At 49.9% G+C, this 26,066-nt stretch carries 36 protein-coding genes; 3 read left to right on the top strand and 33 right to left on the bottom strand.

The window, feature by feature from the left end; all coding sequences use genetic code 11:
• Window positions 1–147 precede the first annotated feature (147 nt).
• The 3 genes from dnaB (at window position 148) to recR (ending at window position 2,702) form a co-directional block, all read left to right on the top strand.
• Entirely contained in the window at window positions 148–1,557 is a 1,410-nt protein-coding gene (dnaB, locus tag WC734_05155) for a replicative DNA helicase (protein ID MFA6198506.1), read from the top strand.
• 103 nt (window positions 1,558–1,660) lie between these two features.
• Complete coding sequence (locus WC734_05150; GenBank protein MFA6198505.1) at window positions 1,661–1,954, top strand: YbaB/EbfC family nucleoid-associated protein; 294 nt, start codon at window positions 1,661–1,663, stop codon at window positions 1,952–1,954.
• A 148-nt stretch (window positions 1,955–2,102) separates the two neighbouring features.
• Entirely contained in the window at window positions 2,103–2,702 is a 600-nt protein-coding gene (gene recR / locus WC734_05145; protein ID MFA6198504.1) for a recombination mediator RecR, read from the top strand.
• Between the two features lie 65 nt (window positions 2,703–2,767).
• Here the strand turns inward: recR and WC734_05140 are convergent, their stop codons facing one another.
• The 33 genes from WC734_05140 to rpsG form a co-directional block, all read right to left on the bottom strand.
• Window positions 2,768–3,187 carry a hypothetical protein gene (locus WC734_05140; protein ID MFA6198503.1) on the bottom strand — a complete coding sequence of 140 codons (420 nt, stop codon included), beginning with the start codon at window positions 3,185–3,187 and terminating at the stop codon, window positions 2,768–2,770.
• A gap of 202 nt (window positions 3,188–3,389) precedes the next feature.
• The gene (locus tag WC734_05135) at window positions 3,390–4,187 is read right to left on the bottom strand and encodes a UbiA family prenyltransferase (protein MFA6198502.1); all 798 of its coding nucleotides are present in this window, start codon (window positions 4,185–4,187) and stop codon (window positions 3,390–3,392) included.
• 232 nt (window positions 4,188–4,419) lie between these two features.
• Window positions 4,420–4,743 (bottom strand): 50S ribosomal protein L21, encoded by a 324-nt coding sequence (gene rplU / locus WC734_05130; GenBank protein MFA6198501.1) that lies wholly within the window; start codon window positions 4,741–4,743, stop codon window positions 4,420–4,422.
• A 161-nt stretch (window positions 4,744–4,904) separates the two neighbouring features.
• Window positions 4,905–7,445 carry an FG-GAP-like repeat-containing protein gene (locus WC734_05125; protein ID MFA6198500.1) on the bottom strand — a complete coding sequence of 847 codons (2,541 nt, stop codon included), beginning with the start codon at window positions 7,443–7,445 and terminating at the stop codon, window positions 4,905–4,907.
• A 248-nt stretch (window positions 7,446–7,693) separates the two neighbouring features.
• Window positions 7,694–8,803: an MraY family glycosyltransferase gene (locus tag WC734_05120; protein MFA6198499.1), complete on the bottom strand. Its 1,110-nt coding sequence runs from the start codon at window positions 8,801–8,803 to the stop codon at window positions 7,694–7,696.
• 8 nt (window positions 8,804–8,811) lie between these two features.
• Window positions 8,812–9,219 (bottom strand): Holliday junction resolvase RuvX, encoded by a 408-nt coding sequence (ruvX, locus tag WC734_05115; protein ID MFA6198498.1) that lies wholly within the window; start codon window positions 9,217–9,219, stop codon window positions 8,812–8,814.
• A 2-nt stretch (window positions 9,220–9,221) separates the two neighbouring features.
• Entirely contained in the window at window positions 9,222–9,971 is a 750-nt protein-coding gene (map, locus tag WC734_05110) for a type I methionyl aminopeptidase (protein MFA6198497.1), read from the bottom strand.
• Window positions 9,968–10,651, bottom strand: coding sequence for a nucleoside monophosphate kinase (locus tag WC734_05105; GenBank protein MFA6198496.1), 684 nt, complete (start codon window positions 10,649–10,651; stop codon window positions 9,968–9,970). Before WC734_05105 ends, map begins: the two co-directional genes overlap by 4 nt.
• Before the next feature lie 18 nt (window positions 10,652–10,669).
• Window positions 10,670–11,971 carry a preprotein translocase subunit SecY gene (gene secY, locus WC734_05100; protein ID MFA6198495.1) on the bottom strand — a complete coding sequence of 434 codons (1,302 nt, stop codon included), beginning with the start codon at window positions 11,969–11,971 and terminating at the stop codon, window positions 10,670–10,672.
• A gap of 10 nt (window positions 11,972–11,981) precedes the next feature.
• Window positions 11,982–12,428: a 50S ribosomal protein L15 gene (gene rplO, locus WC734_05095; GenBank protein ID MFA6198494.1), complete on the bottom strand. Its 447-nt coding sequence runs from the start codon at window positions 12,426–12,428 to the stop codon at window positions 11,982–11,984.
• Window positions 12,394–12,936 carry a 30S ribosomal protein S5 gene (gene rpsE / locus WC734_05090; protein MFA6198493.1) on the bottom strand — a complete coding sequence of 181 codons (543 nt, stop codon included), beginning with the start codon at window positions 12,934–12,936 and terminating at the stop codon, window positions 12,394–12,396. The genes rplO and rpsE overlap by 35 nt, the downstream gene beginning before the upstream one ends.
• Before the next feature lie 14 nt (window positions 12,937–12,950).
• A complete protein-coding gene (gene rplR / locus WC734_05085) occupies window positions 12,951–13,307 on the bottom strand; it encodes a 50S ribosomal protein L18 (GenBank protein ID MFA6198492.1) in 357 nt (118 codons plus the stop codon).
• An 11-nt stretch (window positions 13,308–13,318) separates the two neighbouring features.
• A complete protein-coding gene (gene rplF, locus WC734_05080) occupies window positions 13,319–13,873 on the bottom strand; it encodes a 50S ribosomal protein L6 (protein MFA6198491.1) in 555 nt (184 codons plus the stop codon).
• An 8-nt stretch (window positions 13,874–13,881) separates the two neighbouring features.
• A complete protein-coding gene (rpsH, locus tag WC734_05075; protein MFA6198490.1) occupies window positions 13,882–14,274 on the bottom strand; it encodes a 30S ribosomal protein S8 in 393 nt (130 codons plus the stop codon).
• A gap of 29 nt (window positions 14,275–14,303) precedes the next feature.
• A complete protein-coding gene (locus WC734_05070) occupies window positions 14,304–14,489 on the bottom strand; it encodes a type Z 30S ribosomal protein S14 (protein ID MFA6198489.1) in 186 nt (61 codons plus the stop codon).
• 5 nt (window positions 14,490–14,494) lie between these two features.
• A complete protein-coding gene (gene rplE / locus WC734_05065; protein MFA6198488.1) occupies window positions 14,495–15,034 on the bottom strand; it encodes a 50S ribosomal protein L5 in 540 nt (179 codons plus the stop codon).
• A 4-nt stretch (window positions 15,035–15,038) separates the two neighbouring features.
• On the bottom strand, window positions 15,039–15,356 hold the full coding sequence (gene rplX / locus WC734_05060) for a 50S ribosomal protein L24 (protein MFA6198487.1): 318 nt from the start codon (window positions 15,354–15,356) through the stop codon (window positions 15,039–15,041).
• A 4-nt stretch (window positions 15,357–15,360) separates the two neighbouring features.
• Complete coding sequence (rplN, locus tag WC734_05055) at window positions 15,361–15,732, bottom strand: 50S ribosomal protein L14 (protein MFA6198486.1); 372 nt, start codon at window positions 15,730–15,732, stop codon at window positions 15,361–15,363.
• A complete protein-coding gene (gene rpsQ, locus WC734_05050) occupies window positions 15,729–15,989 on the bottom strand; it encodes a 30S ribosomal protein S17 (GenBank protein ID MFA6198485.1) in 261 nt (86 codons plus the stop codon). The genes rplN and rpsQ overlap by 4 nt, the downstream gene beginning before the upstream one ends.
• Window positions 15,990–15,994: 5 nt before the next feature.
• On the bottom strand, window positions 15,995–16,219 hold the full coding sequence (gene rpmC / locus WC734_05045) for a 50S ribosomal protein L29 (protein ID MFA6198484.1): 225 nt from the start codon (window positions 16,217–16,219) through the stop codon (window positions 15,995–15,997).
• A gap of 5 nt (window positions 16,220–16,224) precedes the next feature.
• Window positions 16,225–16,635 carry a 50S ribosomal protein L16 gene (rplP, locus tag WC734_05040; GenBank protein ID MFA6198483.1) on the bottom strand — a complete coding sequence of 137 codons (411 nt, stop codon included), beginning with the start codon at window positions 16,633–16,635 and terminating at the stop codon, window positions 16,225–16,227.
• Between the two features lie 9 nt (window positions 16,636–16,644).
• On the bottom strand, window positions 16,645–17,304 hold the full coding sequence (gene rpsC, locus WC734_05035) for a 30S ribosomal protein S3 (protein ID MFA6198482.1): 660 nt from the start codon (window positions 17,302–17,304) through the stop codon (window positions 16,645–16,647).
• 13 nt (window positions 17,305–17,317) lie between these two features.
• Complete coding sequence (gene rplV, locus WC734_05030; protein MFA6198481.1) at window positions 17,318–17,791, bottom strand: 50S ribosomal protein L22; 474 nt, start codon at window positions 17,789–17,791, stop codon at window positions 17,318–17,320.
• Between the two features lie 12 nt (window positions 17,792–17,803).
• On the bottom strand, window positions 17,804–18,145 hold the full coding sequence (gene rpsS / locus WC734_05025) for a 30S ribosomal protein S19 (GenBank protein MFA6198480.1): 342 nt from the start codon (window positions 18,143–18,145) through the stop codon (window positions 17,804–17,806).
• Window positions 18,146–18,976, bottom strand: coding sequence for a 50S ribosomal protein L2 (gene rplB / locus WC734_05020; protein ID MFA6198479.1), 831 nt, complete (start codon window positions 18,974–18,976; stop codon window positions 18,146–18,148).
• A 2-nt stretch (window positions 18,977–18,978) separates the two neighbouring features.
• Window positions 18,979–19,434: a 50S ribosomal protein L23 gene (gene rplW / locus WC734_05015; GenBank protein MFA6198478.1), complete on the bottom strand. Its 456-nt coding sequence runs from the start codon at window positions 19,432–19,434 to the stop codon at window positions 18,979–18,981.
• Between the two features lie 4 nt (window positions 19,435–19,438).
• A complete protein-coding gene (gene rplD / locus WC734_05010; GenBank protein MFA6198477.1) occupies window positions 19,439–20,074 on the bottom strand; it encodes a 50S ribosomal protein L4 in 636 nt (211 codons plus the stop codon).
• Between the two features lie 4 nt (window positions 20,075–20,078).
• Window positions 20,079–20,714: a 50S ribosomal protein L3 gene (rplC, locus tag WC734_05005; protein MFA6198476.1), complete on the bottom strand. Its 636-nt coding sequence runs from the start codon at window positions 20,712–20,714 to the stop codon at window positions 20,079–20,081.
• A gap of 210 nt (window positions 20,715–20,924) precedes the next feature.
• Window positions 20,925–21,263 (bottom strand): 30S ribosomal protein S10, encoded by a 339-nt coding sequence (rpsJ, locus tag WC734_05000; protein MFA6198475.1) that lies wholly within the window; start codon window positions 21,261–21,263, stop codon window positions 20,925–20,927.
• Between the two features lie 49 nt (window positions 21,264–21,312).
• Entirely contained in the window at window positions 21,313–22,497 is a 1,185-nt protein-coding gene (tuf, locus tag WC734_04995) for an elongation factor Tu (protein MFA6198474.1), read from the bottom strand.
• 262 nt (window positions 22,498–22,759) lie between these two features.
• Window positions 22,760–24,850 carry an elongation factor G gene (gene fusA, locus WC734_04990; GenBank protein MFA6198473.1) on the bottom strand — a complete coding sequence of 697 codons (2,091 nt, stop codon included), beginning with the start codon at window positions 24,848–24,850 and terminating at the stop codon, window positions 22,760–22,762.
• Window positions 24,851–24,882: 32 nt separating this feature from the next.
• On the bottom strand, window positions 24,883–25,575 hold the full coding sequence (locus tag WC734_04985) for a hypothetical protein (GenBank protein ID MFA6198472.1): 693 nt from the start codon (window positions 25,573–25,575) through the stop codon (window positions 24,883–24,885).
• A 14-nt stretch (window positions 25,576–25,589) separates the two neighbouring features.
• Window positions 25,590–26,048 carry a 30S ribosomal protein S7 gene (gene rpsG, locus WC734_04980; protein MFA6198471.1) on the bottom strand — a complete coding sequence of 153 codons (459 nt, stop codon included), beginning with the start codon at window positions 26,046–26,048 and terminating at the stop codon, window positions 25,590–25,592.
• Window positions 26,049–26,066: the final 18 nt, after the last annotated feature.

The following is a 26,066-nucleotide window of genomic DNA, read 5'->3' as shown; positions in this document are numbered from 1 at the left end:
CCGATGCAGTATAGCGGTTTTTTTGGTTTAGGGCAAAAATTATATAAATTAACCAGGTGCATTTCCTGTGCATAATCTGGTGATGAAATAAGGCTTGCTCAAATCCCCGCCAGCCAGTAAGATATAGGGACTAAATAGGACGGAATTATGGCCAACGAGGACCCAAAATTAACTACGCCACTGGAGAAAATACCACCCCAGAATGACGAAGCCGAGCAGGCCGTATTGGGCTCGTTATTGATTGATAAGGACGCGATTATCCGGGTCGGCGATGTATTGCAGCCGGCTGATTTTTACCGTGATATCCATCGCTTTATCTACGAGGCGATGGTGGAGATTTACGCTAAGCGCGAACCGATCGACCTTTTGAGCCTGGCCAATCGGCTGTCGGAAAATAACAAGCTCGAAATCGTGGGCGGGCGTAGTTATTTGGCCACCTTGGCCAACACGGTGCCTACCTCCAGCCACGTGGTTCATTATGCCCACATTGTCCAGAAAAAGTCGACTCTGCGCCGGCTGATTGAGTCTGCCACGGAAATCGCCCAACTGGGTTACAAAGAGGGCGAGGACGTCGAGGCGGTGCTCGATCGAGCTGAGCAGTCACTTTTTCGCGTATCACAGAAATTTTTAAAGCAGAACTTTGTTCCGATTCGCAGCCTGTTGACCGAAGCTTTTGATCGGATGGATGAGTTGCATCGCGAAGGCGGCAAACTGCGGGGTATTTCCACCGGTTTTATTGATTTGGATAATCTCCTGGCTGGTTTTCAAAAATCCGACCTGGTGATAGTTGCTGCCCGCCCTTCCGTTGGCAAAACTTCACTGGCGCTGGATTTTGCCCGCCAGATCGCGGTCAAGGCCAAAGCTTCAGTTGGCATATTCAGCCTAGAAATGTCCAAGGAACAGCTGATCGATCGCCTTTTGTGTTCCGAAGCGCGGGTCAGCCTTTGGAAGCTACGCACCGGCAAGCTATCCGACCAGGGCGAACAGGATGACTTTACCAACATCGGCCACGCTATGGGTAAGCTATCAGAGGCTAAGATTTTCATTGATGATTCAGCCACGGCTAACGTCATGGAAATCCGCACCAAAGCCCGTCGCCTGCAGTCCGAACACGGCTTAGATGTTTTGATACTCGATTACCTGCAATTGATGGAGGGACGCGGCCTGGGCGATAACCGGGTCCAGGAAGTCGCCGAAATCACCCGCGGCCTCAAAGCCGTGGCGCGTGAACTCAATATTCCTGTTATTGCCCTGTCCCAGCTGTCCCGCGCCGTGGAATTGAATAAACCGGCTATCCCTAAGCTGGCCCACCTGCGTGAATCCGGCTCTATCGAACAGGACGCCGATGTGGTAATGTTTATCTATCGCAAGGCAGCCGATCGTAATTATCGCCGCGAGGAAATCAAGCCAGAAGAGCTAAATGTCGCCGAACTGCACATCGCCAAGCATCGCAACGGCCCGACCGGCGTCGTCCGATTGCACTTCAATGAGAACAGCGTCTGCTTTGAAAACGCGATGGGCCAGCCGATGGTTGATCAATCCGCTCCCCCGTTCTAAAGCAATTTAGAATTCATAATTTATAATGTAGAATTATTGAAATCCCTTTTTGAGCATCTGCCTTTCTAAATTCTTAATTCTAACTTCTTAATTGTCCTCATTTATGTTCGAAAAGTTAAAACAATTCAAAGACTTGCGCGATAAAGCCAATAATGTCCGTAAGCAGCTGGCTAATGAGTCGGTGGTGGCCGAACAGGGCGGTGTTTCAGTGGTCATGGATGGCAATCAGGAAGTACTGCGGGTTGAAATTAAACCCGAACTGTTACAGCTGGACCATAAAGAGAAGGCTGAACAGGCAGCCAAAGACGCCTTTAATGAAGCGGTGAAGAAAGTCCAGAAAATCATGGTTGAGAAGATGCGCGCCAGCGGTGATTTCAATATCCCGGGAATGAGTTAAAAAGAGTCACGTCATTGCGAGGAATGAGCGAAGCGAATGACGAAGCAATCCCGATGCAGGTTCTCTATACAGGGGGATTGCCACCCCCGGACCAAGTCCGGGGTCGCAATGACGAGCACTATTATTCCATCGCTTATAACCAATCTCTATGTATCAGCTACCTAAGGCGATCCAAGCCCTCGTCGAAGAATTCAACAAACTGCCCGGCATCGGACCAAAAACATCCGAGCGGTTTGCTCTCTACTTAATGCAACAACCGGCTAATGAGATCGATGCTCTAATTCGGACCTTAACCCATCTAAAAACCCAGATTGGCCAGTGTTCGGTCTGCCATGCTTTGACCGAAACCAGCCCGTGCTCCGTCTGCCGTGACCGCTCACGAAACTCCCAGCAGATTTGCGTGGTGGCCGAGTCTTCCCAAATAATCTCGCTGGAAAAAACCGGGGCATACCGAGGGCTCTACTTTGTGCTGGGTGGCGTCTTGAATCCGATTGAAGGTATTACGCCCGACCGGCTCAATGTCAAAAGCCTGATCGAGCGGGTCAAAAAAGCGCGCCTGAAGATCGATGAGATAATTCTGGCTTTAAACCCGGATGTGGAAGGTGAGTCTACTTCGATTTATTTAAAAAAACTGGCGGGTCCCTTTGTTGGTAAGGTCACCCGTCTGGCGCGCGGACTTCCTATGGGTGGCGACCTTGAATACACCGACGAAATCACCCTGGCCAGCGCGCTGAAGGGAAGAAGTTAGCACACCAAATAGAAAAGGTTGGCATGGAGACCAACCATTAATGTCGATGTTGCCAATTGCCCCGCCTAGCGCTGGAGAATTGCTAGGATCGCCCGGCCGACTTCCGACGCGCTGGGATCTTGACCGGTGCCATCAGTGCGCACAAAGCCGATTTCGTTACGAAGATCGTACCTGAACCGCACACCCACATGGATGTCACCACCCTCGTCCCTTATAAGCGTAATGGCGTGATCAAGCCCCGCCCATTCACGTTCCACTTGTTTTGGGTCAGAGTCTTCTAACGAGGGCACCGGGCAGTTTTCGACCACGATCCGTCTTCGGGATAGGATAGCACACACATCCAGTCGGAATTGTGGATCAGCAATACCTTCGATCGCCAGAGTAACCGAGTACAATGGATTCCGCGCTAGTACGCGACGAGTCCGCATGAACAATACCAACAAGATAGCGATGACAAACAGGACTACCAGATAGAGCGTCGCCATACCCACTCCTTTCGCAAAGCGCCCCTTTATCCATACCGTTGGAACGCATGGCAGTGTAACTGACCTTAGCCATTTTGTCAAGCGGTTGGAATACACCGACGAAATCACCCTGGCCAACGCGATGAAAGGAAGGAATTAAATAATAAAAGAGGTTGCCCTACTTAATTCGAGCAACCGAATTGTTTTACCGTACTGCTGGCGTCTAGACCAGGTAGAACGCTACGATAAAGATGAACATGACGGCCTTCAGTAGGTGCTTTAGTGCGGTGCTGGTGATACGCCCGATCATCCAGCCTATCGTAGCCCCAATCAGAGCTCCGAGCGGCAACATGACCAATCCAAGTTCACTGCCGGTTTTTTGGTGCGATAGACAGTACATTATAGTTATCATCGCAGCACCACCGACACAAACCATAGCGATAACGCGAATCAAACGCCACGCCCCCACGGTGGCTAGAGTCGACCTGCCGCCCAGAAGATCTCCCGACGCATCTTCAACATCTTTCAACATTTCGCGAAACAAGGTCAGAGCAAACAGCAGCGTGAAAATCGGCCAAACATGCTGCAAGCTACATCGAATGTAGCCCACAAACAGCGCCGGAGCTGGAACCATTATTGCGATGTAGAGATTTCCAGCTAGGCCTGACTTATTCTTCAGCCACTTAGAGTATACAACCAAAGAAGTGGCGGCCATCACCCCAAAGAAGAAAAGCACCGGATGAACGAGCAGCATAAACCCCAGCCCAACTACAGTCGTGCACACGAACAGAGACAAGGCTTGATGGGGTTGGACCACGCCACATACTAACGGCCGTCTAGGGCGATTTCGGCGGTCGATCCGTATATCGCAGTAGTCGTTGTGTGCATAACCGCCTGCACCGATCAGTACTACACCTAGACTTAACCACCACAGATCCGTTGCCGCTAAACTTGATCCTCCTGGACGAACAGACGTTATGATGACTAGAAGAAGAGCGGCCAGGAGATTGAGTGGACGCATCAGAACAGCCACACCAATCAGATGCTGTTTGAGACTAACGCTATGGGCTCCGTGCCCAACAGCGGCTGCGGCCTTTAAGCGCTGCATTTCCACCTCCGTGTTGGGTTGATAGCAAAGTCAATTAGGAAAGAACTGCTGTCGTCTATCTTAAACGCAACATGTGGGTACATGAATGCGTAATAAGCACACAAAAGCGTCTTCTTGGTATACATCCAGAAAGAGGACTTGCAAACTATTTACCAGGAATGATCTGGTTTACTTTGAGCAAGGTATACGCCTGCCGGTGCCCTTTTTGGCGTCGGTAACGAGTCTTAGATTTGTACTTGATAGTAGTGACTTTCGGGTAGCGATCTTGCTTGAGCACCGCACACTCGACTTTGGCTCCGGCCACAATCGGCTGGCCAGCCTTGACCATTTTGCCGTCGACATCAGCCGTCAGCAATACTTCATCCATCACCACGTTATCCCCCGCTTTAAGGGGTAGTTTTTCGACCTTGATTTCGTCTCCGGCTTTCACCAGATACTGTTTTCCGCCAGTTTTTATCACGGCTAGCATGTCGGTTCGCTTAATGGTACGTAACGTAGTTTACCCTCCCCAATGAATATTGTCAAGCATATTAGCCCAATATGCTGGCACCGGTTGAAACGATAAAACGCTTTGGAGAGCACCCGAAGCGTTTTTATCTGCTTATATGAAGCCTAGTTAATTTAAGCGTACTACTGGCCGAAGTTTACTCCGCCGCGGAATCCGATTGGGAAAGCCCAGAACCAGCCCTTCAGAACCGCCGAACCCGTGTTCAGGTCATAGACCCGGACATTGGGACCGCCCCGGGAAGCCGGTGAGGTCATGACTTCTGCATATCCGTCACCATCCACGTCGTTCACGAATAGATTCACGCCGCCGGCGAATTTGCTATCATAGGCCATGAACGAATCTACCAGGTTCAACGCCCCACTCTGATAGCGGAATATTTTGACAGTTGAATCGCCGAGCGTTTTGGCGACTAGAACTATCTCGCTGGATCCGTCGCCATCGACATCGCCCACCTGCATAGACAGCGTACCGCGATAAGTGGTTGGATAAGCCATCACCCAGGCAAGTTGTACCAATTTCGACGTACCATTCAGTGCGTATACTCTGACATTCGGCCCGCCATTAACGTACGGCGACACGATTATCTCGTCGGCATTGTCGCCATTGACGTCACCGGTAGCTATTTGTACCCCGCCCCGGAATGTCGACTGATAGGCCGTTACTTCATCAACGACATCAAAATTACTTGTTGCGGAATTGTAGTTGTATACCTTGACCAATGGGCTTCGGCCCGAAATCGGTGCCACAACCAGTTCCGACACACCGTCGCCATCGACATCGCCGGTCACCAGGTTTACCCCGCCTTTGTATGCTTGTTCATAAGCGAAGAACCAGTCCATTAGTTCGAAACTGTGGGTAGTAGTGTTGAGAGAATATATTCTGATGTTTGGACCGCCGCCAATGATTGGAGCGACCGCGACTTCATCTTTGTTGTCACCATTGAAGTCGCCCGTCGCCACCGCCACACCGCCTCGGAAACCTTTGTTATAGGTTAGGGTTGATGCTATCAGTGTACCGTTCAATTCAAAGGCTTTCATAGTCGACTCCACGCCCTGGCCCGGAGTAACGACAATTTCGTTGGTTCCATCACCATCAATATCGGCTTGGTTCACCTGCATGCCCATGCGGGAATTCCGATCGAAGGCGAAGAAGGATGAAATTTGTCGTCCAGCGGCCGTGACCACCCGAACATTGGGTCCGCCCGCCGAAGCCGGCGTCATCACTATGCCCAATGAAGCGGGCGCGCCGATCGTGAATGACCAGCTGTCCGTTTTGATATTGTCATTATGATCAGCGATACGTAGTGTCACACCGATGGTACGGCCGTAAAGAAAGTCAGTGCCGGGGTTTATGATAACTGCGTAGCCTCGATCTCCGTCAGACGTAATAGATCCGCTAAATCCGGGCTGCCAAACCCCATCGACAATGGCATTTTTATTATCCACCGACACGTCGAGTGTGTCGCTGTCTATTCCCCAGATATCGTCATCCAGAGAAAAAGACACGTTGGCATCTTTTGCCACACTGGTAGCATCCCGGGCTGGGCTGATACTGGCAACTGTCGGGCTGACAGTATCAGCGATGACTCCCTGCCATATTTCGGCTCCCGTGGTCACATTCCAAGTACCGACAAAGAGATGGTGATCCACATCCGTAGGGTTGTATACCAATAAGTTGTTAATATCCCCGAAACCATCGGTGTTGGCCTGAGTAAAGGTGGTGCCATTGTATTGCCAGACTTCACCGCCATCTATCAGATTTCGGGTTACTAAATATATTTCATAGTTGAATTTCACCATTTGCAAGATGTTGGAATTGTCCACATCTCCCAGTCCATCGGTGCCTAATTGGGTCCAGGTGGTGCCATCGTACTTCCACATTTCCGTGCCGGTGGTGTCATTCCAGGTGCCGGCATAGAGGGTGCTTCCATCGACCAAAAGAGAGAACGGTTCTTTATTGGTGACGTCACCAAACCCATTGACATTCAGACTGGTCCAAGTCGTACCATCATATTGCCATAATTGGCCACCAGTGGTCAGATTGGCCGCGCCGACTACCAACTTGTTGTTATATACCGCCATAGCATCAGAATAGACATTACTCGCGCTGCCAAACCCATCAGTGTTGACCTGCGTCCAAGTAGTACCGTCGTACTGCCAGACTTCTACCCCGGTAGTAAAATTATAGGTCGAAGCATAAAGCCGACTATTGAAGACCTGCAGTGCAAGGATGTAGGTGTTATTTACGTCACCAAAACCAGCCGTATTTACTTGGGTAAACGTCGTACCGTCGTACTTCCAGACACCGGCGCCCGTTCCATTGGTCACCCCATAATATAAATTTCCATTAAATATCGCAGCACCATTGGCATCGACATTGGCGGCGCTGCCAAAACCATCTGTGTTGACCTGCGTCCAAGCCGAGTTAACATATTTCCATATTTCTGTCCCAGTGGTAGTGTTGGCGGTTGATGCATAGAGTGCACTGTTATAATTAATCAGACTGTATGAACGAAAATTTTGCACCGAACCAAATCCATCCGTGTTAATCTGGGTCCAGCTGACGGCAGCGGCGTGTGCTGTCCCGCCTGGTAAAATGCCCAATCCTATGACAAATAAAATAACGCCGGCAAACAATACCAGGCTACGTTTTGCTTTGGTCATGGTTTTTTGATTTGTTATTATGTGTCTATTCTAAATAGTTGGCAATATTTTGTCAAATTGTGCCTAGTTTCCCCCATCTCCCGCTGCGTCACAATAACTAATGCTTGTTGTAGCGTTTTCGCTTTGGTGACAATGTTAGTTATTGATGGTTAGAAACTTTTAAAAAGTTTCGAAGCTATTCAAACAAGTTCTCGTCTCGAAAAACGCTTGGCGTTTCGAGAGTCTCCTTCCTCCTACCTTCTTCCTTATTACTTCTTCCTTGTTACTTGCCTGCGGTTGTACAGCTTCACCACTATCACCCCCAAAACAATCATTATTCCACCCAAAATCGCTAGGCTCCAGACTTTTTCCCGTCCCGATAAAAGCAAACCGATGAGACCAAATGCACCCGTTAACACATAGAGTAAAACCACAACTTGGCGTTGTGATAACCCCAAGTCTAGTAAGCGAAAATGCAGATGTTTGCGATCGGAGGTTAAAATCGAGCGCCGCTCTACGATGCCCCGTCGAATAATTATCCAGATGACATCGAGAATAGGAATACCCATGACCAGCAGCGCCATGGCGATCTTGGCACCAGATATGATCGAAAGCGTGCCCAGCAAAAAACCGATCAGCACGCTGCCACCTTCACCCAGGAATATTTTGGCCGGGTGCCAATTGAATATCAAGAATCCCACGCCAGCTCCGGCAAATATCGCCGCCAGCAGAGCTGTTTCCGGTTGGGCCACGGTTCGGCCGACGCTAAGTATAAATATGGCTACCGCTCCAATGGTGGTAATGCCGGTGGCTAAGCCATCTAAACCATCGAGAAACTTGGTCGTATACATCATCCCCATCAGCCAGACAAAAGTAAACAGGTCAGCTAGTAAAGTTATGCTATAAGGCAGACCGTGCCAGGTAAACAATGTCCAGCGCCATTGATCGAGCTGGATCGCGTTGCCAAAGGGGTTGGAAATATATTGTATTCCGATGCCGCTAGCTACTACGATCAAACTCGCGATGATGGGAAATAATATTTGCCTTCCAGGCGACAATCTCTTGGCGTCATCCCAAGCTCCTCCGACTACCACCACCAATCCACCGAGCCATAGACCAAATAGGTGCTTGGGCAATAAATAGCCACCCAACAGCCGTGGAGCAATATAAGTAAAAATTAGTGTTACAATTACATAGCCTAAATAGATCGCCAAACCGCCCAGCAGCGGCATGGGTTGGCGGTGAATTTTCCGAGTGGGATCAGCTTCCGGCCGATCCACCACGCATCGTTGAACGGCAACTCTTCGCACTAACACAGTGAATGCCGCAGTTAAAACGACTGACAGTCCGGCGGCAATAAGATAATCAGTCCAGTGCATAGAGATATCTATTTTTTCAAACTATCAATATAATTCTGCAATATAATGGTTGCGGCCAGCTGATCACGGCGGCCTTTTGACTTAGCGCCTGGTATTTCGTGCAACCATTGGTCAGCCTGACCGCTGGTCAGCCGCTCATCAAACTTCACCACCGGCAGACCGGTTTGTTCTTCGAGAGCATCGGTAAACGCCTCTAATTCAACTGGCACGGCTTTGCCGCCATTCATTGGTACCGGCCATCCAACCACGATTTTTTCTACCTGTTCCTGGCGGCATAATTCGGTTATTATCTTCATAGTCTCCAACCGCGATCGGGCCTCGATCGTGGGTCGGCCAAACACCTGTGTCTTGGCCTCGTCGGTAATGGCAATACCAATCCGCCGCTGCCCATAATCCATACCTAAAATCTTTGTCATTGTTATATTCGGGTTAATATTTCATGACCACTGGCGGTCACTGCGACGGTATCTTCATAATGAGCCGACAAATGTCCATCCGAGGTAATCACGGTCCAACCGTCGGACAGAGTTTCAACTTTATGCTGGCCAATATTGACCATTGGCTCAATCGCCAAAGTCATGCCTGGTTTTATTTCTGGGCCGGTGTTTGGCAAACCAAAATTTGGTATCGTGGGTTCCTCGTGCAGTTCACGTCCGACTCCATGGCCATACAGTGTTCTTACTAAACTATATCCGCGGGATTCGGCATACCGCTGAATCGCCGAGGAAATGTCTCCCACCTGGGCGCCGGGCTTGACCATGGCAATGCCAGCGTCTAACGCTTCACGGGTGGCTTTGATCAGCTTTCGGGCTGGAGATGAAATCGTTCCCACCGCGACGGTTCGAGCCATGTCAGTACACAGCCCGCGATGGCGAATACCAATATCAAGGCCAATAATGTCACCATTCTTAACGAATGCCTTTGGATCAGGTATGCCGTGGACTACTTCATCGTTGATTGAGGCACATAGCACCCCGGTGTAACCCTGATAACCAAGAAATACCGGCTCCACACCCAAGTCTTGCATTAAGTTATGCGCTACATCGTTTAGCTCCTGAGTGCTTACCCCCGGTTTAACGCGTTTAATTACCTCGGTCAAAATCCGAGCCAGTATTTGACCGCCCTCGCGCATGATCTTGATATCCTGTTCGGACTTGATTGGAATCATTTCGCCATCAAACGATATTTTTCCAATTGCTCTATTATTTCTTTTGATACTTCCGGTACGGCTGGCTCGCCATTTATGCGGATCAGCCGTCCGCGTGAGCCGTACCATTCGATTAGTTGATCGAGGCTTGCCCGATACAACGCGTACCGTTTCCTAATGATGGCCGGATCATCATCGCTCCGTCTTTCCAGGGTCGTGCCGCATAATTCGCATTTGTCCGTTTTGAAACTGACCGAATCTGGATGATACGAGACATGGTCTTTGGGGCAATATTTACGTAAACTTAGCCGGCGCACAATTTCTGCCTCAGAAACATCGATTGATATCATCACTGGCTCCGGTAAGCGAAATTCGGCGCGCAACTTTTCCAACCCGGTGATTTGAGCCGTTGTCCGCGGGAATCCGTCATACAGCAAACCCTTTGACAAGTCAATTTGTAACAAAGTGTCTCGAACCAGTTTTAATATCATTTCGTCCGGTAACAATATACCCTGATCATAACGTTTCTTAACCTCCGCCGCTAGCGGTGGATCAATTTCTGGATGCTGCACAATATCTCTGGTTAAGTCGCCGGTGGAAATATAATTCAAACCAAACTGCTGTTGGAGCAGCTTGGCCTGTGTTCCCTTGCCCGACCCGGGCGGGCCCATCAAGATGATGAACTTCGGGTGGTTATTCATATGGCGTATGCGTGATTCCTAAAACCCTTCATAGTCCCGCATTTGCATTTGCGAGCTAATCTGTTTCACGGTCTCGATAACTACACTAACCACGATTAGCAGGCTGGTGCCACCGAGAATGAGTGACGAAATTCCAGTAACAGCTTGCATAGCGAACGGCAACACCGCGATCACGCCAAGGAATAACGCCCCAGCCAATAGTATTCGATTACTTACTTTATTCAAATATTCAGCTGTCTGACGGCCCGGCCTGATACCTGGAATAAATCCACCCTGCTTTTGGACGTTTTCGGCTATTTTTTCTGGATGAAAAATAACTGCGGTATAGAAATACGTAAATACAACCACCAGCAGGAAATATAACCCACCATAGAAGAATTGATTATTAAACAGTGTCACCACGCCGCCGGAAATGCTGGCTAAAACAGATGACTGGGATTGAGCAAAATACTGAGCCAATACAGGCGGAATTAGCAGCAATGAAATCGCGAAGATGATCGGGATTACACCAGCCTGGTTGACCCGCATTGGCAGATGGGAAGTTGTGCCGCCATACATCCGGTTGCCCCTTATTTGACGGGCATATGCAACTGGAATATTCCTTTGTCCCTCAGTAATGAATACGACTCCAGCAATAGTAATTACTCCCACTACCACAAACATCAGCAGATTAAGCAGCTGGGTAGCATCAAATAGCGCTACGGTTTGCTGAATTCCAGCCGGCAATCCGGCAATAATACCGGCAAAGATCAACAACGAAATACCGTTGCCAACTTTTTTTTCAGATATCAACTCTCCGATCCACATCAAAAACATACTACCAGCCGTAATCGTAGCAATGGCGGTTATGGTTTGGAATAAGGATAAATTGCCAATAATTCCGGCTGAACTGGCCACACCGGCTAGCTGTTTCCCACCGCGCGATAACAGGTTAATGGTTCCGTAAGCCTGCAAAATGGCCAGCGGGATGGTCAATAAACGCGAGTACTGATTAATCTGCTGCTGGCCGCGTTCCCCATCTTTGGCGATCTCTTCCAACCGCGGAATTACCATCTGGAGCAATTGCATGATAATCGTAGCCGTGATGTAGGGGCTTAATCCGATCATGACAATGGAAAAGTTTTCCAGTGCGCCGCCAGAAAATATGTTCAACAACCCCAGTACTTGATTGGAATTAAAAAACTGTTTGAGATTTTCGGTATTGATTCCCGGTACTGGAATATGCGCCGCAAACCGAAAAACGATCAACAAAGCCAAAACGTACAGTATACGCTGACGCAAATCGCGGGTTTGCCAGAGCTGGCGTAATTTGTCGAACATGGGTTGGTGGTTAAGTCCGAACCTTAAATGAACCGCCTGCCTTCTTTATAGCATCCTCGGCCGATTTTGAAAATGCGTCAGCCACAATCGTGAGCTTTTTTGTCAATTGGCCGTTACCCAATACTTTAATGCCGCCCTTGGGGCTGGTAATCAGTTTTTTGTGCAACATTTTTGCGGGCGTAACCAGCTCATTCGGCTTGAAATTAGCCTCCAGCGCACCAATATTTACCACCTCAAACTTCAGGTGGAAACTACGAAAACCCCGGCTTTTTGGTATCTGCCGAATCAAGGGCATGCGGCCGCCTTCGAATCCCGGGCGGGTTCCACCGCCGGAACGGGCATTCTGGCCTTTAATGCCTTTACCCGAATACGTACCGCGACCGGACGAGTTGCCTCGACCGACTCGCCGCCGGCGTTTACGGCTATTTGGCTTCAGGTTGTGGAGTGCGAGTTCCATGGTTTTGTGGCTTTGCGTCTTTCAGGCTTTTGAGAGCTTCCATCGTGGCCTGGACATTATTAATCTTATTGCGTGAGCCTAGCATTTTTATAACGATATTCTTGATGCCGACCAATTCGACAACAGCCCGGGTTGGACCGCCGGCGACAACACCCGATCCTTGAGGCGCCGGTTTGAGCAGTACGTGGGCGGCTTTAAATTTGAAACTGACGGCGTGCGGAATTGTCTCGTTGATCATTGGCACCAAAATCATGTGTTTCTGTGCCCGAGCTACCGCTTTATTAACAGCCAGCGATACGTCGGCACCCTTTGCTAAGGCCATACCGACGCGTTGTTTCTTATCGCCGATCACCACGCAAGCCCGAAATCGCATGCGCTTGCCGCCCGCCATTACCCGAGTGACGCGGCTGATTTCAATCACGCGTTGGTCAAATTCTGATTCCTTACGCTCGTTCCGTCCGCCGGATCGGCGCCGATCTTTTTTCTGATCTTGATTCTTTTCGGCCATCATTATCGTAGGTACTAAAATTGTAAACCTTTGGCTCGGGCGCCTTCGGCCATGGCTTTGACTTGTCCATGATATCGGTAGCCATTGCGATCGAACACGGCGCTAGCTATTTTCTTCTCCGCCGCTTTGATGGCTATCGCCTCACCGACCGCGGTAGCAGCCGCAACACCAGTTAGCTTATTCTTCAATGACTGATCCGAAACTGATACGAGAGTCCGGCTGGCCGTATCGTCGATTAACTGCGCAGTAATATGTTTCAAGCTGCGAAACACGCTCAACCGGGGACGCTCGGCAGTCCCGACCACTCGTGACCGAACCCGTTTCTTACGACGTGTCCGACCGGCTAGTTTCGCTTTTTGGTGATTATTCATGATCGTTTTGATTATTTACCTTCGGAAGATTTCACAACCTTACCGGCCTTGCGTCGAATGGTTTCTTCAATATATTTGATACCCTTGCCTTTATATGGTTCGGGCGGGCGAATACGCCGTATCTTTGCGCAAGTTTCACCCAATAACTGCTTATCAATTCCGGTGAGAGTCACCAGGTTTTTTTCTACTTTGGCTTCGATGCCATCGGGCAGTTTAAAATCCACCGGATGGGAAAACCCTACATTAAGATTTAGGCTCTTACCCTGGACAGCGGCTCGATAACCGACCCCATTGATTTCCAGCTTCCGTTCGTAACCCTGGCTAACGCCGATAATCATATTTTGCAATAAGGCGCGACTTAAGCCCCAAAGCGCCCTCTGAAAACGATCGTTCTCATCCTTGATGGTAACTAGCAAGCTGCCGTCGGTTTGCGTAATAACAACATTGGGGTGAAATATCTGTTTCAGTTCACCCTTTGACCCCTTAGCCGTGGCTTCATTCCGATCGCTGATCTTGAAATCCACGCCGGCCGGAATAACTACAGGTTTTTTACCAATTTTCGACATAGTAAAATTTAATACACTTCACAAATTACTTCCCCACCGACGCGCTTGCGACGCGCTTCCCGGTTGGTCATGATACCCCGCGAAGTTGATACAATCGCAACGCCATAATTATTCAATACCCAGGGCAGTTTTTCCTTGGCAGCGTATACGCGCCGGCCTGGTTTACTGATCCGTTTGATACTGGCAATGGACGGTTGACGATTGGGTTCGTATTTCAGTACAATGCGTAACCAACCATAACCCTCGTCGACCTTTTGCACCGATCCAACATATCCCTCGCGTGACAAAATTGATGCGATATCGTGCTTTACTTTTGAGTACGGCAGCACAACCTCAGATTTTTTCACCTGTAGGGCGTTACGAATTTGGGTTAACATGTCAGCGATGGGATCGGTCGTCATATAATCTTAGGTCGTTCGATTAAATAATATTACCAGCTCGACTTGGTTACGCCAGGGATTTCACAGCGATTGGCCAGTTCACGAAAACAGATGCGACACAGGCGGAATTTGCGCATGTATGCATGCTTCCGACCGCAGCGCCAACAGCGATTGACCTGCCGGGTGGAGAACTTTGGCTTGCGTTGTGCTTTGACGATCCAGGATGTTTTGGCCATAGCGATTACTCTTCTTTCTTAAAAGGAAATCCTAGCAATTCGAGCAGTTTCATAGCTTCTTGATCCTTGGTGGCAGTTGTCACCACGGCCATTTCTAAACCATGAACTAATTCCACTTCATCGGTTCGAATTTCGGGGAACACCATGTGATCTTTGAATCCCAAATTCAGATTTCCGTGCCCATCCATGCCCTTACGTTCTAAGCCGCGAAAATCGCGGACGCGGGGAAAGGTAACGTTGATCAGCTTGAACAGGAAGTCATACATGCGCTGCTTGCGCAATGTTACGCTCAATCCCACTTCCATGCCTTTTCGAACTTTGAAGCTAGAAATCGACTTCTTGGCCAGGGTGACTACTGGTTTTTGGCCGGTTATGCGCTTGAGATTTGCTTCCGCCGCCTCTCGTATTTTGGGGTCACGCACGCCAGTACCAACATTCACCACCACTTTGGTGATTTTTGGCACGGCCATGCGGTTGCGATAACCAAACTCTTTTAGCATCGCCGGCACAACTTCTTCGCGATATTTTTTTTCGAGTGCGTTCATGAGTTTAATCAATTACCTCGTGACATTTATGACAAACGCGGACTTTCTGTTTATTGTCTAATATCTTATAACCGACGCGCGTTGGTTTGCTGCATTTGGGACAAATCAGGATAACTTTTGAGATCGCCACCGGCGCGCTGACGGTAATCTTCTGCCCTTTTTCGTTTTGCCGGCGTGGCTTGAGATGCTTCGTAAAAGCATTTAAACCGTCGACAACTACGCGATTGGTGGCTGGAAATACCTGAGTGATCTTAGCTCGCTTGCCCGCGTCTTTGCCGGCGCGCATGGCCACTGTGTCGCCTTTTTTAATCTTGTGTGCCATATATTTAAACGACTTCGGGTGCTAATGAGATTATCTTGGCATAACCGCGCGCACGCAGTTCGCGCGCCACCGGTCCAAAAATACGGGTGCCCTTGGGGTCTTTCGATTTTAAATCGATGATTACGGCGGCATTATCGTCAAAGCGGATATAGCTGCCATCCGATCGGCGCATTTCTTTGCGCTGTCTGACGATCACCGCCTGAACCACATCGCTCTTTTTCACCTGTGAGTGCGGAGCGGCCTGCTTTATACTGCAGGTAATGACATCGCCAATCCGAGCGTAGCGCCGTTGATAGCCATAACGTACCTTGATACAAGCCAGTTGTTTGGCGCCGGTATTATCAGCTACCGATAGCCTGGAACCAAGTTGAATCATGACTTTTCTTCATTAACTTTCTTAAGCACGCGCCAGCGTTTATCCTTGGAAATTGGCCGAGTTTCCTCCATTACTACATAGTCGCCCACTTGAAACTTTTTTTCTGGATCGTGAGCCTTATAGCGCCGGCTGGTTTGGTACCGCTTGTGATAGATCGGGTGGATTTTGGTACGATCAATCTGGACTACCACGGTTTTGGCCATAGCCACCGATACCACCTTACCTTTTAACGTTCGTTTGTGAGCACGTTTTTCCATAAGTATTATGATTGCTTAGGTGGTTGAGCTTGTTTGACTACCTCACGCGGTTCGCGTCGCAACAGGGTCAGTATCTTGGCGATGGTCTTCTTCACGACTCTGATTTCCCGGACATTCTTATGTTGGTCAGCCGATATTTTAAAACGTAACTCGCGCTGCTTCTCCCGCAATTCAGCCAGTAACAGACGCAGCTCTTTGACCGATTTGGATTGTAATTCAGAAAATTTCATATGGGTTATTTCACTACCAAACGGGTTTTGACGGGTAATTTGAACGCGGCCAGACGAAAGGCTTCCTTGGCAACTGATACCGCCACGCCATCCATTTCGATCATGACCGTACCGGGCTTGACTACGGCCACATAATGATCGACCGCCCCCTTACCGCCGCCCATTCTGACTTCGGATCCTTTTATGGTAACTGGTTTATCGGGAAATATGCGAATCCAGATCTTACCACCTTTTTGGACAAAACGAGTAATGGCCCGCCGGGCTGCTTCAATCTGACGTGCGGTAACTAGCGCCGGCGTGACCGCTTTGAGACCGTAGCTGCCGAAATTAACCAACGTCTTTCGGCTGGCCCAACCGCGCTGTTTACCGCGCTGCATTTTCCGGTGTTTAACTTTTCTGGGATTCATTAAAGGCATAGGCGTGCGTTAGGCTTTCGGCTTCTGAGTTTCTTTTTGAAATACATCGCCGCGATAGACCCAGGCTTTGATGCCAATGGCACCATAGGTGGTGCGAGCGGTGCCCTGAGCGTAATCGATATCGGCTCGAATAGTATGCAACGGTATTTTACCGGAGGTTAACTTTTCGGTTCGGGCGATCTCGGCGCCATTCAAGCGACCAGCTACCATCACTTTAATTCCTTGCGCGCCGGCTCGTTCGACCTGCTGGATGGTAGTCTTCAATACGCGGCGGAATGGCATCCGTTTCTCAATCTGATCAATCATTGATTGCACGACTAGTTCGGCGCTCAAGAAAGGCTGAGCCACTTCGTGAATATTGACATTCAATGACTGGTTGGTCTTGAGAAACTTTTGACGGATAATTTTCTTCAGATCTTCAACGCCCGCGCCACCCCGGCCGATTACAACGCCCGGGCGTGATGTGTGCAAGTGAATCGTGAGCGCGTTCGATGAACGTTCGATCTCTACCCGAGCCAAACCGGCTTCACGCAGCTTCTTTGACAGGTAAGTCCTAATCTTCTGATCCATTTCCAGCAGTTCACCAAAATTATTCTGGCTGAACCATTTCGATTTCCAGGTGGTGGTACCGTTGAGTCTGAAACTGCGTGGATCAACTTTTTGTCCCATAGTAATAGATGAGTTAGGTTACGGCTGGTTTTTTATCGGCTGCTTTAGCCGTAGATTTTTTCGCGGCGTCTGGTTTGGCGGTCGTTTTCGGATGGCTGGCCTCGGCTGTTTTGGCCACCTTAGCTGTGGCAACCTTTTCTTTTGTCTTGCCCGCATTACGGTCAGCTAGCACCAAAGTAACGTGGACAGTTCGCTTACGAATAGTGCCGGCGCGGCCGAACGCCCGGGGGCGAAATCGTTTCAGTGTGGCGCCCTCAGTTACAAGCAACTCTTTGATATACAAGCCTTCGGTTGACATCTTGTGATTATGTTCCGCGTTGGCAATAGCCGAATTTAGTAGCTTTAATATCGGCTTGGCGGCCGCTCGGGGTGAGAACTGAAGCTGAGCTTGAGCCTTGGCGACAGGCAGACCACGGACAAACTGGGTAGCCAGTCTGACCTTGAGCGAGGAACTGCGATAGTGATATAAATTGGCGGTAACTTCCATAATCTTCGTAAATTATTTCTTGGCTGGGGCCTTGTCTGGTTCCGGGGCGGCCTGTTTGCGTTGTGCGTCAGCGGCAGCCGCTTCTTGATCGCGCTGCATTCGACCACCATGGCGCACGAATTTTTTAGTTGGTGAAAATTCACCCAATCGGTGCCCGACCATGTTTTCGACTACGAAAACAGATGTGTGCTCGCGACCATTGTGCACCCCGAAATAAAACCCTACCATCGCCGGTGAAATCACGGAATCTCGCGACCAGGTTTTGATCACCGTTTTATCGCCCACCCGTAACTTACCCAATTTCTTGAGTAATTTCGGATCGGTAAATGGTCCTTTTTTCAGGCTCCGTGACATTTATTTCCTTCGTTTAATTATCAAACGATTGGATTCTTTCTTCTGTGGCCGCGTCTTTACCCCCAGGGCCGGTTTGCCCCAAGGAGTCTTCGGATGCTTCATGCCAATCGGGTGCTTGCCTTCGCCACCGCCATGTGGGTGGTCGACTGGATTCATGGCTTTGCCGCGCACGGTTGGACGAATGCCCTTCCACCGCATCCGACCGGCTTTGCCTATTCGGATATTTTTGTGATCAGCATTGCCCACAACGCCTATAGTCGCCATGCAGTCTTTCGAAAAATGTCGAATTTCACCGGAGGGCAGCTTGAGTTGGGCGAAATCACCCTCCAAACTCATCAGGGCGATACTGTTGCCAGCCGATCGGGCCAGAGTGGCGCCTCGACCAGGCGTGAATTCGATTTCATAGAGCTGCATACCGATCGGGATGTGCTTTAACGGCATCCGATTACCTGGTTTAATCTCGACTTTGTCACGAGATGAAACCACGCTATCGCCAACCTTTAAAGTATTAGGTGCTAGTATATACGATTTATCGCCTGATGGATATTGAATCAGCGCTAAGTTAGCCGTACGATTTGGATCGTATTCCAGCCTCAACACAGTCGCAACTTGGTCATATTGATCGCGGCGAAAGTCAACCAATCGGTAAAACCGGCGATGCCCGCCGCCCCGATGCCGTACGGTAATACGACCATGGTTATTCCGACCACCCGTACGCTTGATTATTTCAATCAATGACTTGTGGGGACGCTCCTTCGTCAAGGTACGATCAACTAATACGCTAGCATGGCGCATTCCCGAGGTGGTAGGTTTGTATCGTTTGATAGCCATGATTATACTCCGTCCTGAACATTAATAGTCTGCCCCGCCGCCACGGTCACAATGGCTTTTTTCCAGTCTTTGGTTATTCCGCTGGACTGTCCGTAGCGTACCGACTTGCCCGATACGCGAAGCATATTTACCTGGATCGGCGCAACATTATATATGCTACGAATCGCCTTAGCCACTTCCTGTCGGTTGGCAGAAATCGGAACCTCAAAAACATATTTGTTCAATGCACCTAGCTGGGCCGTTTTCTCGGTTATCAACGGGCGGCTGACCAGACGAAATGCCCCAGGCATTGTTTTGTGATTACGACTGCTGTCAGCTTTCTTAGCGGCAGAAGTTTTGACGACTGACTTTGATTCGGTCGGTGTTTTGGGTTTCGTTTCCGATTTCGCCAAGAGAGCCGCGGTGCTGCGTTCCGGTTGGCGATCGTGTTGCTTCTTGAATCGGTCGAGAAAACTCATATGATTACTTCTTGATATAGAGATTGGTAAATGCCGCTAGTGATTCGCTCGTAAAAATGATCTGGCGGTGGTTAAGCGCATCAACTACATTGAGACTATTGGCTGGACGAATATCGATTTTGGGAAGATTACGACCGGATTGCTGGATGGCCAGATTGCTCTTGGGAATTATGAAAAGTACGCCGCTCTGAGGCAAACCAACATTTTTAAATAAAGTAACTAGCGACTTAGTTTTAGGGACATCCAAATCAAATTTATCAACGATCGAAACGTGTTCATGCTTAGCTCGATCACTTAAAACACCAAATAGCGCGGCGCGCTTCATCTTCTTATTGATCTTCTGGGCAAAATTACGATCACTCTTCGGGCCAAACACTGATCCGCCGCCGCGCCATTGTGGCGCACGGATAGAACCTTGGCGGGCCCGGCCAGTACCCTTTTGTTTCCACGGTTTGCGACCGCCGCCGCGTACGTCCGACCGGTTCTTGACGTTAGCCAACACTGGACGGGCGTTTGCGGCCATAGCTACCGCGACCTGATGAACCAAGTCAACCTTTGCAGGTGCTTCAAATATTGCCGGCTCTAATACCGTTTCGCCGACTACTTTTCCATTCTGATCTTTGACATTAAGTTTGATCATGCAATTATGCCTTCGTATTTTCAATCGGCGCCTCTTTCAGCGTCTGAATCTTTAATAACGCGTTGCGTGCCCCCGGCACGGCACCTTTTATCAAGATGAGGTTTTCTTCGGGACAGACTTCCACAACTTCTAGATTTCGTACCGTGATTTGATCATTACCCATGCGGCCTGCCATACGAGTTCCTTTTAGCACCCGCTGAATGCCGCCGGCGCCGATCGAACCGGGCGCGCGCAGATTGTCTTTGTGTCCGTGTGAAGCGGGACCGCCGTGGAAACCATGCCGTTTCACCACGCCCTGGAATCCCTTACCCATTGATATACCGGTTACCTTCACCACATCTCCCGGATTAAACTGCTCCGCCTTGATGGTATCGCCACGCTTATATTCACCCGGTGTGGCCAATCGAAATTCACGTCGGTAACGCACGGCCGGCAAATCCTTCAGCTGTCCTTGGGTCGGCCGAGTCTGTTTTTTCTTCATACCAAAGCCGATCTGAATAGCTTCATACCCGTTTTTTTCATGGGAACGAACCAGCGTCACTGGGCACGGGCCAGCCTCAACCACAGTTACCGGCACGGCTTCACCGTTGTCCCGGAATATCTGTGACATGCCTATTTTTTTACCAAGAATGAATTTCATATTGATCGATACATCTAAAAAACCGGTAGCCAGCAAAAAGCGGATAGCCCGGTCTTTGATGGCAAATTGTTATCCGGGGATTAACGCGACTTTCCCCTATCAGGATGACCAATTCATGTATTGTCATCCCCGGAACCTATTTACCTGTCCACCGTAGCTCCGAGTTCTATCGAGGAGCGCAGGCGGACCCTATATTCAGTTGTGAATTACTTACATCTTGATTTCGATATCCACGCCCGCCGGCAGATTGAGGCTCATCAGCGCATCAACCGTCTTGGCTGTTGGATTGATGATATCGATCAGCCGCTTGTGTACCCGCATCTCGAATTGCTCCCGGGAGTTCTTGTGTACGAATGGCGAGCGGATCACGGTATACTTGCTCTTCTCTGTCGGCAACGGTATCGGACCACACACCTGAGCGCCACTGCGTTCCGCCGTATCAATGATCGTGCGGGTAGATTGGTCGATAATCTTGTGATCATACGCCCGAATCTTTATCCGGATGCGCTGCTTTTCATCGGTGGTCTCGTTGGCGACTGGGTTTGGCATGGTATCGGTTGATTGTTAACGATCCGGTCGAGCGGTGTCAGTAATCTGGTTAGCTGATAATTTTCGTAACGATACCGGCGCCGACCGTATGGCCGCCCTCGCGAATCGCGAAACGAACTTTCTCTTCCAGCGCCACCGGGCCAATCAGTTTGATCTTCAGGTTTACTGTATCACCCGGCATAACCATTTCGGTACCTTCGGGCAGTGTGACATCTCCGGTAACATCGGTCGTTCGGACATAGAATTGGGGTTTGTAGCCGTTGAAGAACGGGGTGTGCCGGCCGCCCTCTTCCTTGGTCAGAATATAGACTTCGCCTTCGAATTCAGAGTGGGGTGTAATCGAGCCGGGCGCCGCCAAGACTTGGCCGCGCTCGACGTCTTCTTTCTTGGTGCCGCGAATCAGAATACCGGCGTTGTCGCCCGCTTCGCCTTGATCCAGCGACTTGTTGAACATTTCAATGCCGGTGACCACAGTTTTCTGGGTTGGTTTGATACCAACGATTTCTACTTCATCGTTCAATTTCACCACGCCGCGATCAATTCGGCCGGTTACGACCGTGCCGCGACCTTCAATCGAGAAGATGTCTTCAATCGGCATTAAGAACGGCTGATCGGTGGCCCGTTTTGGTTCCGGGATGCTGGTATCGAGTGCTTCGATAAGTTGCATAATGCTCTTGGCCTGTTCCTCATCGCCTTCCAGGGCTTTGAGTGCGGAACCACGAATTACCGGAATAGTATCGCCGGGGTACTTGTATTTCTTTAGCAAGTCGCGTACTTCAACTTCAACCAAATCGATCAATTCCTGATCGTCAACCTGATCGACTTTGTTTAGGTAGACGACGATATTCGGTACGCCTACTTGATAAGCCAGCAGAATGTGTTCGCGGGTCTGAGGCATCGGGCCCTCGGCGGCGGACACGACCAGAATGGCTCCATCCATCTGGGCGGCGCCGGTGATCATATTTTTGATATAGTCGGCATGGCCCGGACAGTCAACGTGGGCGTAATGCCGCTTCTCGGACTCATATTCAACGTGGGCCGTCGCGATAGTAATACCGCGCTCTTTTTCCTCAGGCGCGTTGTCAATCTGATCGACTGACTTGTCCTGGGCGACAAAACCCTTGTCTTTTAAAACTTTCAAAATCGCCGCGGTCAAGGTAGTTTTACCGTGATCGACGTGCCCGATAGTACCAACGTTTACATGCGGCTTTTTTCGTTCAAATTTGTCTGCCATTGTGATGATTCCTCGGCTTAGTCTGGGAGATTAACCCAGTAAATATTAATTGTTTATCGTTTCGCAATAGAGATTATAGCAAAGTGCTCTCAATTGCGCAAGTCCAGCCAAACTTGGGCTGATATATGATTATTTTGAGCTAATATTAGGTATTTTTGTATGCGACAGTGTTACTATTTTATTCTTATAGCGGGATTTGTCAAGGGTTTATCCCCGCATTGAGTAACTTAGAGTGCTCTGGTGGCAGCTTGGAAAAACTGCGCTAACGGCCCTTTCGTCCGCCGGTGCGGCCTTCTTTGAGCTGCTCCGCGATGTGTCTGGGCACCTCGGCGTATTCCAGAAATTCCATATTATAGCTGCCCCGACCCTGAGTGATTGAACGAAGTTGGGTGGCATAACCGAACATTTCAGCCAACGGTACTTTAGCGTCAACCACCTTGGCATTGCCCCGATCCTTCATTTCCTGTATTTGGCCGCGTTTTGAGTTCAAATCGCCAATCACGTCGCCCATGTACTGTTCCGGCACAATTACCTCGACTTTCATGATTGGTTCCAGAATAATCGGATTGGCCTTATTACAGGCTGTTTGGAGCGCCATGGAACCGGCAATTTTAAACGCGGCTTCGGACGAGTCGACTTCGTGGAAACTGCCGTCATAGACCGTAGCTTTGATATCGATCATCGGATAACCGGCCACCACGCCACTGCTCAATGACTCATTGACACCCTTGCGAATAGGGAGGATGAACTCTTTGGGAATGGCACCGCCTTTCACCTCGTCGACAAATTCATGGCCAGTGCCGCGTTCCCGAGGTTCTACCTTAATCCAACAGTGGCCATACTGACCGCGGCCGCCGGATTGGCGCACGTATTTACCTTCGCCCTCGGCACTACCGAGAATGGTTTCTTTGTAGGCGACTTGGGGAGCGCCCGTATTGGCTTCAACGTTAAATTCCCGCTTCATCCGATCGACGATAATCTCCAAATGCAGTTCACCCATGCCCGATATCACGGTTTGGTTCGTCTCTTCGTTTGATTTCACACGGAAAGTCGGGTCTTCTTCGGTTAACCGAGCCAACGCAATACCCATCTTTTCCTGGTCGGCCTTAGTCTTCGGCTCGATGGCCACGGAAATAACCGGTTCAGGAAAGACGATTGATTCCAATATAATCGGATGGTCGGGATCACAAATAGTATGCCCTGTGAAAGTGTTCTTCAGGCCGACCGCCGCCGCGATATCGCCGGCATACACTTCGGTCACTTCTTCCCGATGATTGGCATGCAAACGCACAATCCGGCCAATTCGCTCTTTATCGCCCGTAGTCGTGTTATAGATATAAGACCCGGCGGTTAATTTGCCCGAATATACCCGGAAAAAGCATAATTTACCCACGTAAGGATCGGCCGCAATCTTGAAGGCCAGCGCGGCAAAGGGTTCGTTTTCATCGGCTTTGCGCTCTTCTTCCTGCTCGGTCTTTGGGTTCAGGCCCTTAACCGGCGGTACGTCCAATGGCGAGGGCAGGAAATCATTGACGGAATCGAGCAGGAATTGCACGCCCTTATTCTTCAAAGCCGAACCGCATAATACCGGCACGATCTTGTTAGTGATCGTTGCGTGGCGTAAAACGGTTTTTAATTCTTCAATGGTTGGCTCCTGGCCTTCCAGCACCTTGTTTAGAAGCACGTCGTCTTGTTCGGCGATGGCTTCGATCAATTCGGAACGGTATTTTTCCACCAATTCTTTCATATCGGCCGGCACTTCGGTGACCTCCCACTCTTTGCCTAGCTCATCCTTGTACACAAAGGCCTGGCGGGTAAACAGATCAATCAGGCCCAGAAAATTCTCTTCGGCGCCAATCGGCAGCTGAATAGGGTGGGCGTGCGTGGTCAGTCGCTCGTGTATCGAAGCCAGGTCGGCGTAAAAATCAGCGCCAGTTCGATCCATTTTGTTCACAAAAGCGATCAACGGCACGTTGAACTTCTCCGCCTGGTGCCAGACGGTTTCGGACTGCGGCTCGACTCCAGCCACGCCATCAAATACCACCACCCCGCCATCAAGCACCCGCAAGCTGCGCTGTACTTCCACGGTAAAATCAATGTGGCCGGGCGTATCGATTATGTTGATCCGGTGTTCTTTCCAGGCGCACGTGGTCGCCGCCGAGGTAATGGTAATACCGCGTTCCTGCTCTTGTTCCATCCAGTCCATTTCGGCTTCACCCTCATGGACCTCGCCAATTTTATGCTTTTTGCCGGTATAAAAAAGAATGCGTTCGCTGACGGTGGTCTTGCCAGCATCGATGTGGGCAATAATGCCGATATTACGGGTGTGGTCTAGGCTGTACTCTCGGGGCACGGTTAGTCTCCTTGTCTAATAGAATCAATTAGTTATGATTTCTTTTCGTTGACTTGTCCGGTAATTGAATTGATAAATACCGTTAATTTGGAAATATTCAGCTCTTCGTCCCGGTCGGCATAATACACCGCCCATTCTGAACCTATGCCCTGAGTATTTGATAATTCCATAATGATTTGGGCTTTGGGGTGGGCTTTTCGAAACTGGCAGCCGCCGTTTTCTTCCGCCGTTCTAAGAATCTCATTATAGCCGATCGGCCAGTTATCCGGCGTCAGAGCCTGTCGTCCGACTAATGGCTGCATCTGTTCTTTGGGTTCGGAGGCGCTGGTACCAATACTCTTCAGATCAGGTGAAAATTCGACGAAAAAGTCATTATTCAGATCGGTGGGCGAGGAAAAATAAACAATCGGCCGGGTCTGTTCCGATGCCTTGTTCCCTTCGAACATCAGCGACACCACGATCGGATAGGCATCGTCGTGCCAAGCTGATTTAACCCGCTTGGTGGCCGCCAGCAACTGGTCGCGCAACTGTGAGCCGCTATCATCGTCGATTCCGAAGTCGGTAAACTGCGGCATCGTACGCGCCACCGTTACCCGCCAGTAAGCCAAACCTCCGGCGAGTATGATTACAGCCACACCAACGGCAATAACCCAGCGCCTTCGATACCAACGCAATGGGCGGGAACGGACGCTCTGGTCGGCTGAACTGGCAGTGGGTAAATCCATATCCATCCGGCAGCTTAGGCGAAATGAGCGAAGGCTCTGTTCGCCTCGGCCATCCGTTGAACATCTTCCTTTTTCTTGATCGCCTCACCCTGACTATTAGCCGCGGCGATGATCTCGTCGGCCAGTTTCTGCGACATTTTCCGGCCTTTTTGACCGCGCGCGGCATTGATAATCCAGCGCATCGCCAGCATCAACCGCCGGTCGCCCCGTACTTCGATCGGAATCTGGTAGTTGGCGCCGCCAATCCGGCGCGATTTTACTTCAACGGCTGGAGACACGTTGCGAATGGCTGAATCGAATATCTCGAGCGGATCCTGCTTGGTCTTTTCGGAAACTATCTCCAACATATCATAAACCACACCCTGGGCGACGGTTTTCTTTCCGCGTTCCATGACGTGATTGATAAACTTTCCAATAATCACATTGCGGTGTTTCGGATCAGGGGCAACTTGGCGTTTTGGGGCTGGTTGGATCGCATATGGTTCTAGGAA

Source organism: Patescibacteria group bacterium (assembly GCA_041661625.1).
Classification (GTDB): Bacteria; Patescibacteriota; Patescibacteriia; order JAHIZJ01; family JAHIZJ01; genus JBAZUB01.
The sequence above is the reverse complement of the archived record's forward strand: the minus strand, read 5'-3'. Positions and strand labels throughout refer to the sequence as shown.

Bases quoted from the DNA above. Each gene is read 5' to 3' on its own strand.
- dnaB (MFA6198506.1), top strand. From the start codon at position 148: ATGGCCAACGAGGACCCAAAATTAACTACGCCACTGGAGAAAATACCA.
- WC734_05150 (MFA6198505.1), top strand. From the start codon at position 1,661: ATGTTCGAAAAGTTAAAACAATTCAAAGACTTGCGCGATAAAGCCAAT.
- recR (MFA6198504.1), top strand. From the start codon at position 2,103: ATGTATCAGCTACCTAAGGCGATCCAAGCCCTCGTCGAAGAATTCAAC.
- WC734_05140 (MFA6198503.1), bottom strand. From the start codon at position 3,187: ATGGCGACGCTCTATCTGGTAGTCCTGTTTGTCATCGCTATCTTGTTG.
- WC734_05135 (MFA6198502.1), bottom strand. From the start codon at position 4,187: ATGCGTCCACTCAATCTCCTGGCCGCTCTTCTTCTAGTCATCATAACG.
- rplU (MFA6198501.1), bottom strand. From the start codon at position 4,743: ATGCTAGCCGTGATAAAAACTGGCGGAAAACAGTATCTGGTGAAAGCC.
- WC734_05125 (MFA6198500.1), bottom strand. From the start codon at position 7,445: ATGACCAAAGCAAAACGTAGCCTGGTATTGTTTGCCGGCGTTATTTTA.
- WC734_05120 (MFA6198499.1), bottom strand. From the start codon at position 8,803: ATGCACTGGACTGATTATCTTATTGCCGCCGGACTGTCAGTCGTTTTA.
- ruvX (MFA6198498.1), bottom strand. From the start codon at position 9,219: ATGACAAAGATTTTAGGTATGGATTATGGGCAGCGGCGGATTGGTATT.
- map (MFA6198497.1), bottom strand. From the start codon at position 9,971: ATGATTCCAATCAAGTCCGAACAGGATATCAAGATCATGCGCGAGGGC.
- WC734_05105 (MFA6198496.1), bottom strand. From the start codon at position 10,651: ATGAATAACCACCCGAAGTTCATCATCTTGATGGGCCCGCCCGGGTCG.
- secY (MFA6198495.1), bottom strand. From the start codon at position 11,971: ATGTTCGACAAATTACGCCAGCTCTGGCAAACCCGCGATTTGCGTCAG.
- rplO (MFA6198494.1), bottom strand. From the start codon at position 12,428: ATGGAACTCGCACTCCACAACCTGAAGCCAAATAGCCGTAAACGCCGG.
- rpsE (MFA6198493.1), bottom strand. From the start codon at position 12,936: ATGGCCGAAAAGAATCAAGATCAGAAAAAAGATCGGCGCCGATCCGGC.
- rplR (MFA6198492.1), bottom strand. From the start codon at position 13,307: ATGAATAATCACCAAAAAGCGAAACTAGCCGGTCGGACACGTCGTAAG.
- rplF (MFA6198491.1), bottom strand. From the start codon at position 13,873: ATGTCGAAAATTGGTAAAAAACCTGTAGTTATTCCGGCCGGCGTGGAT.
- rpsH (MFA6198490.1), bottom strand. From the start codon at position 14,274: ATGACGACCGATCCCATCGCTGACATGTTAACCCAAATTCGTAACGCC.
- WC734_05070 (MFA6198489.1), bottom strand. From the start codon at position 14,489: ATGGCCAAAACATCCTGGATCGTCAAAGCACAACGCAAGCCAAAGTTC.
- rplE (MFA6198488.1), bottom strand. From the start codon at position 15,034: ATGAACGCACTCGAAAAAAAATATCGCGAAGAAGTTGTGCCGGCGATG.
- rplX (MFA6198487.1), bottom strand. From the start codon at position 15,356: ATGGCACACAAGATTAAAAAAGGCGACACAGTGGCCATGCGCGCCGGC.
- rplN (MFA6198486.1), bottom strand. From the start codon at position 15,732: ATGATTCAACTTGGTTCCAGGCTATCGGTAGCTGATAATACCGGCGCC.
- rpsQ (MFA6198485.1), bottom strand. From the start codon at position 15,989: ATGGAAAAACGTGCTCACAAACGAACGTTAAAAGGTAAGGTGGTATCG.
- rpmC (MFA6198484.1), bottom strand. From the start codon at position 16,219: ATGAAATTTTCTGAATTACAATCCAAATCGGTCAAAGAGCTGCGTCTG.
- rplP (MFA6198483.1), bottom strand. From the start codon at position 16,635: ATGCCTTTAATGAATCCCAGAAAAGTTAAACACCGGAAAATGCAGCGC.
- rpsC (MFA6198482.1), bottom strand. From the start codon at position 17,304: ATGGGACAAAAAGTTGATCCACGCAGTTTCAGACTCAACGGTACCACC.
- rplV (MFA6198481.1), bottom strand. From the start codon at position 17,791: ATGGAAGTTACCGCCAATTTATATCACTATCGCAGTTCCTCGCTCAAG.
- rpsS (MFA6198480.1), bottom strand. From the start codon at position 18,145: ATGTCACGGAGCCTGAAAAAAGGACCATTTACCGATCCGAAATTACTC.
- rplB (MFA6198479.1), bottom strand. From the start codon at position 18,976: ATGGCTATCAAACGATACAAACCTACCACCTCGGGAATGCGCCATGCT.
- rplW (MFA6198478.1), bottom strand. From the start codon at position 19,434: ATGAGTTTTCTCGACCGATTCAAGAAGCAACACGATCGCCAACCGGAA.
- rplD (MFA6198477.1), bottom strand. From the start codon at position 20,074: ATGATCAAACTTAATGTCAAAGATCAGAATGGAAAAGTAGTCGGCGAA.
- rplC (MFA6198476.1), bottom strand. From the start codon at position 20,714: ATGAAATTCATTCTTGGTAAAAAAATAGGCATGTCACAGATATTCCGG.
- rpsJ (MFA6198475.1), bottom strand. From the start codon at position 21,263: ATGCCAAACCCAGTCGCCAACGAGACCACCGATGAAAAGCAGCGCATC.
- tuf (MFA6198474.1), bottom strand. From the start codon at position 22,497: ATGGCAGACAAATTTGAACGAAAAAAGCCGCATGTAAACGTTGGTACT.
- WC734_04985 (MFA6198472.1), bottom strand. From the start codon at position 25,575: ATGGATTTACCCACTGCCAGTTCAGCCGACCAGAGCGTCCGTTCCCGC.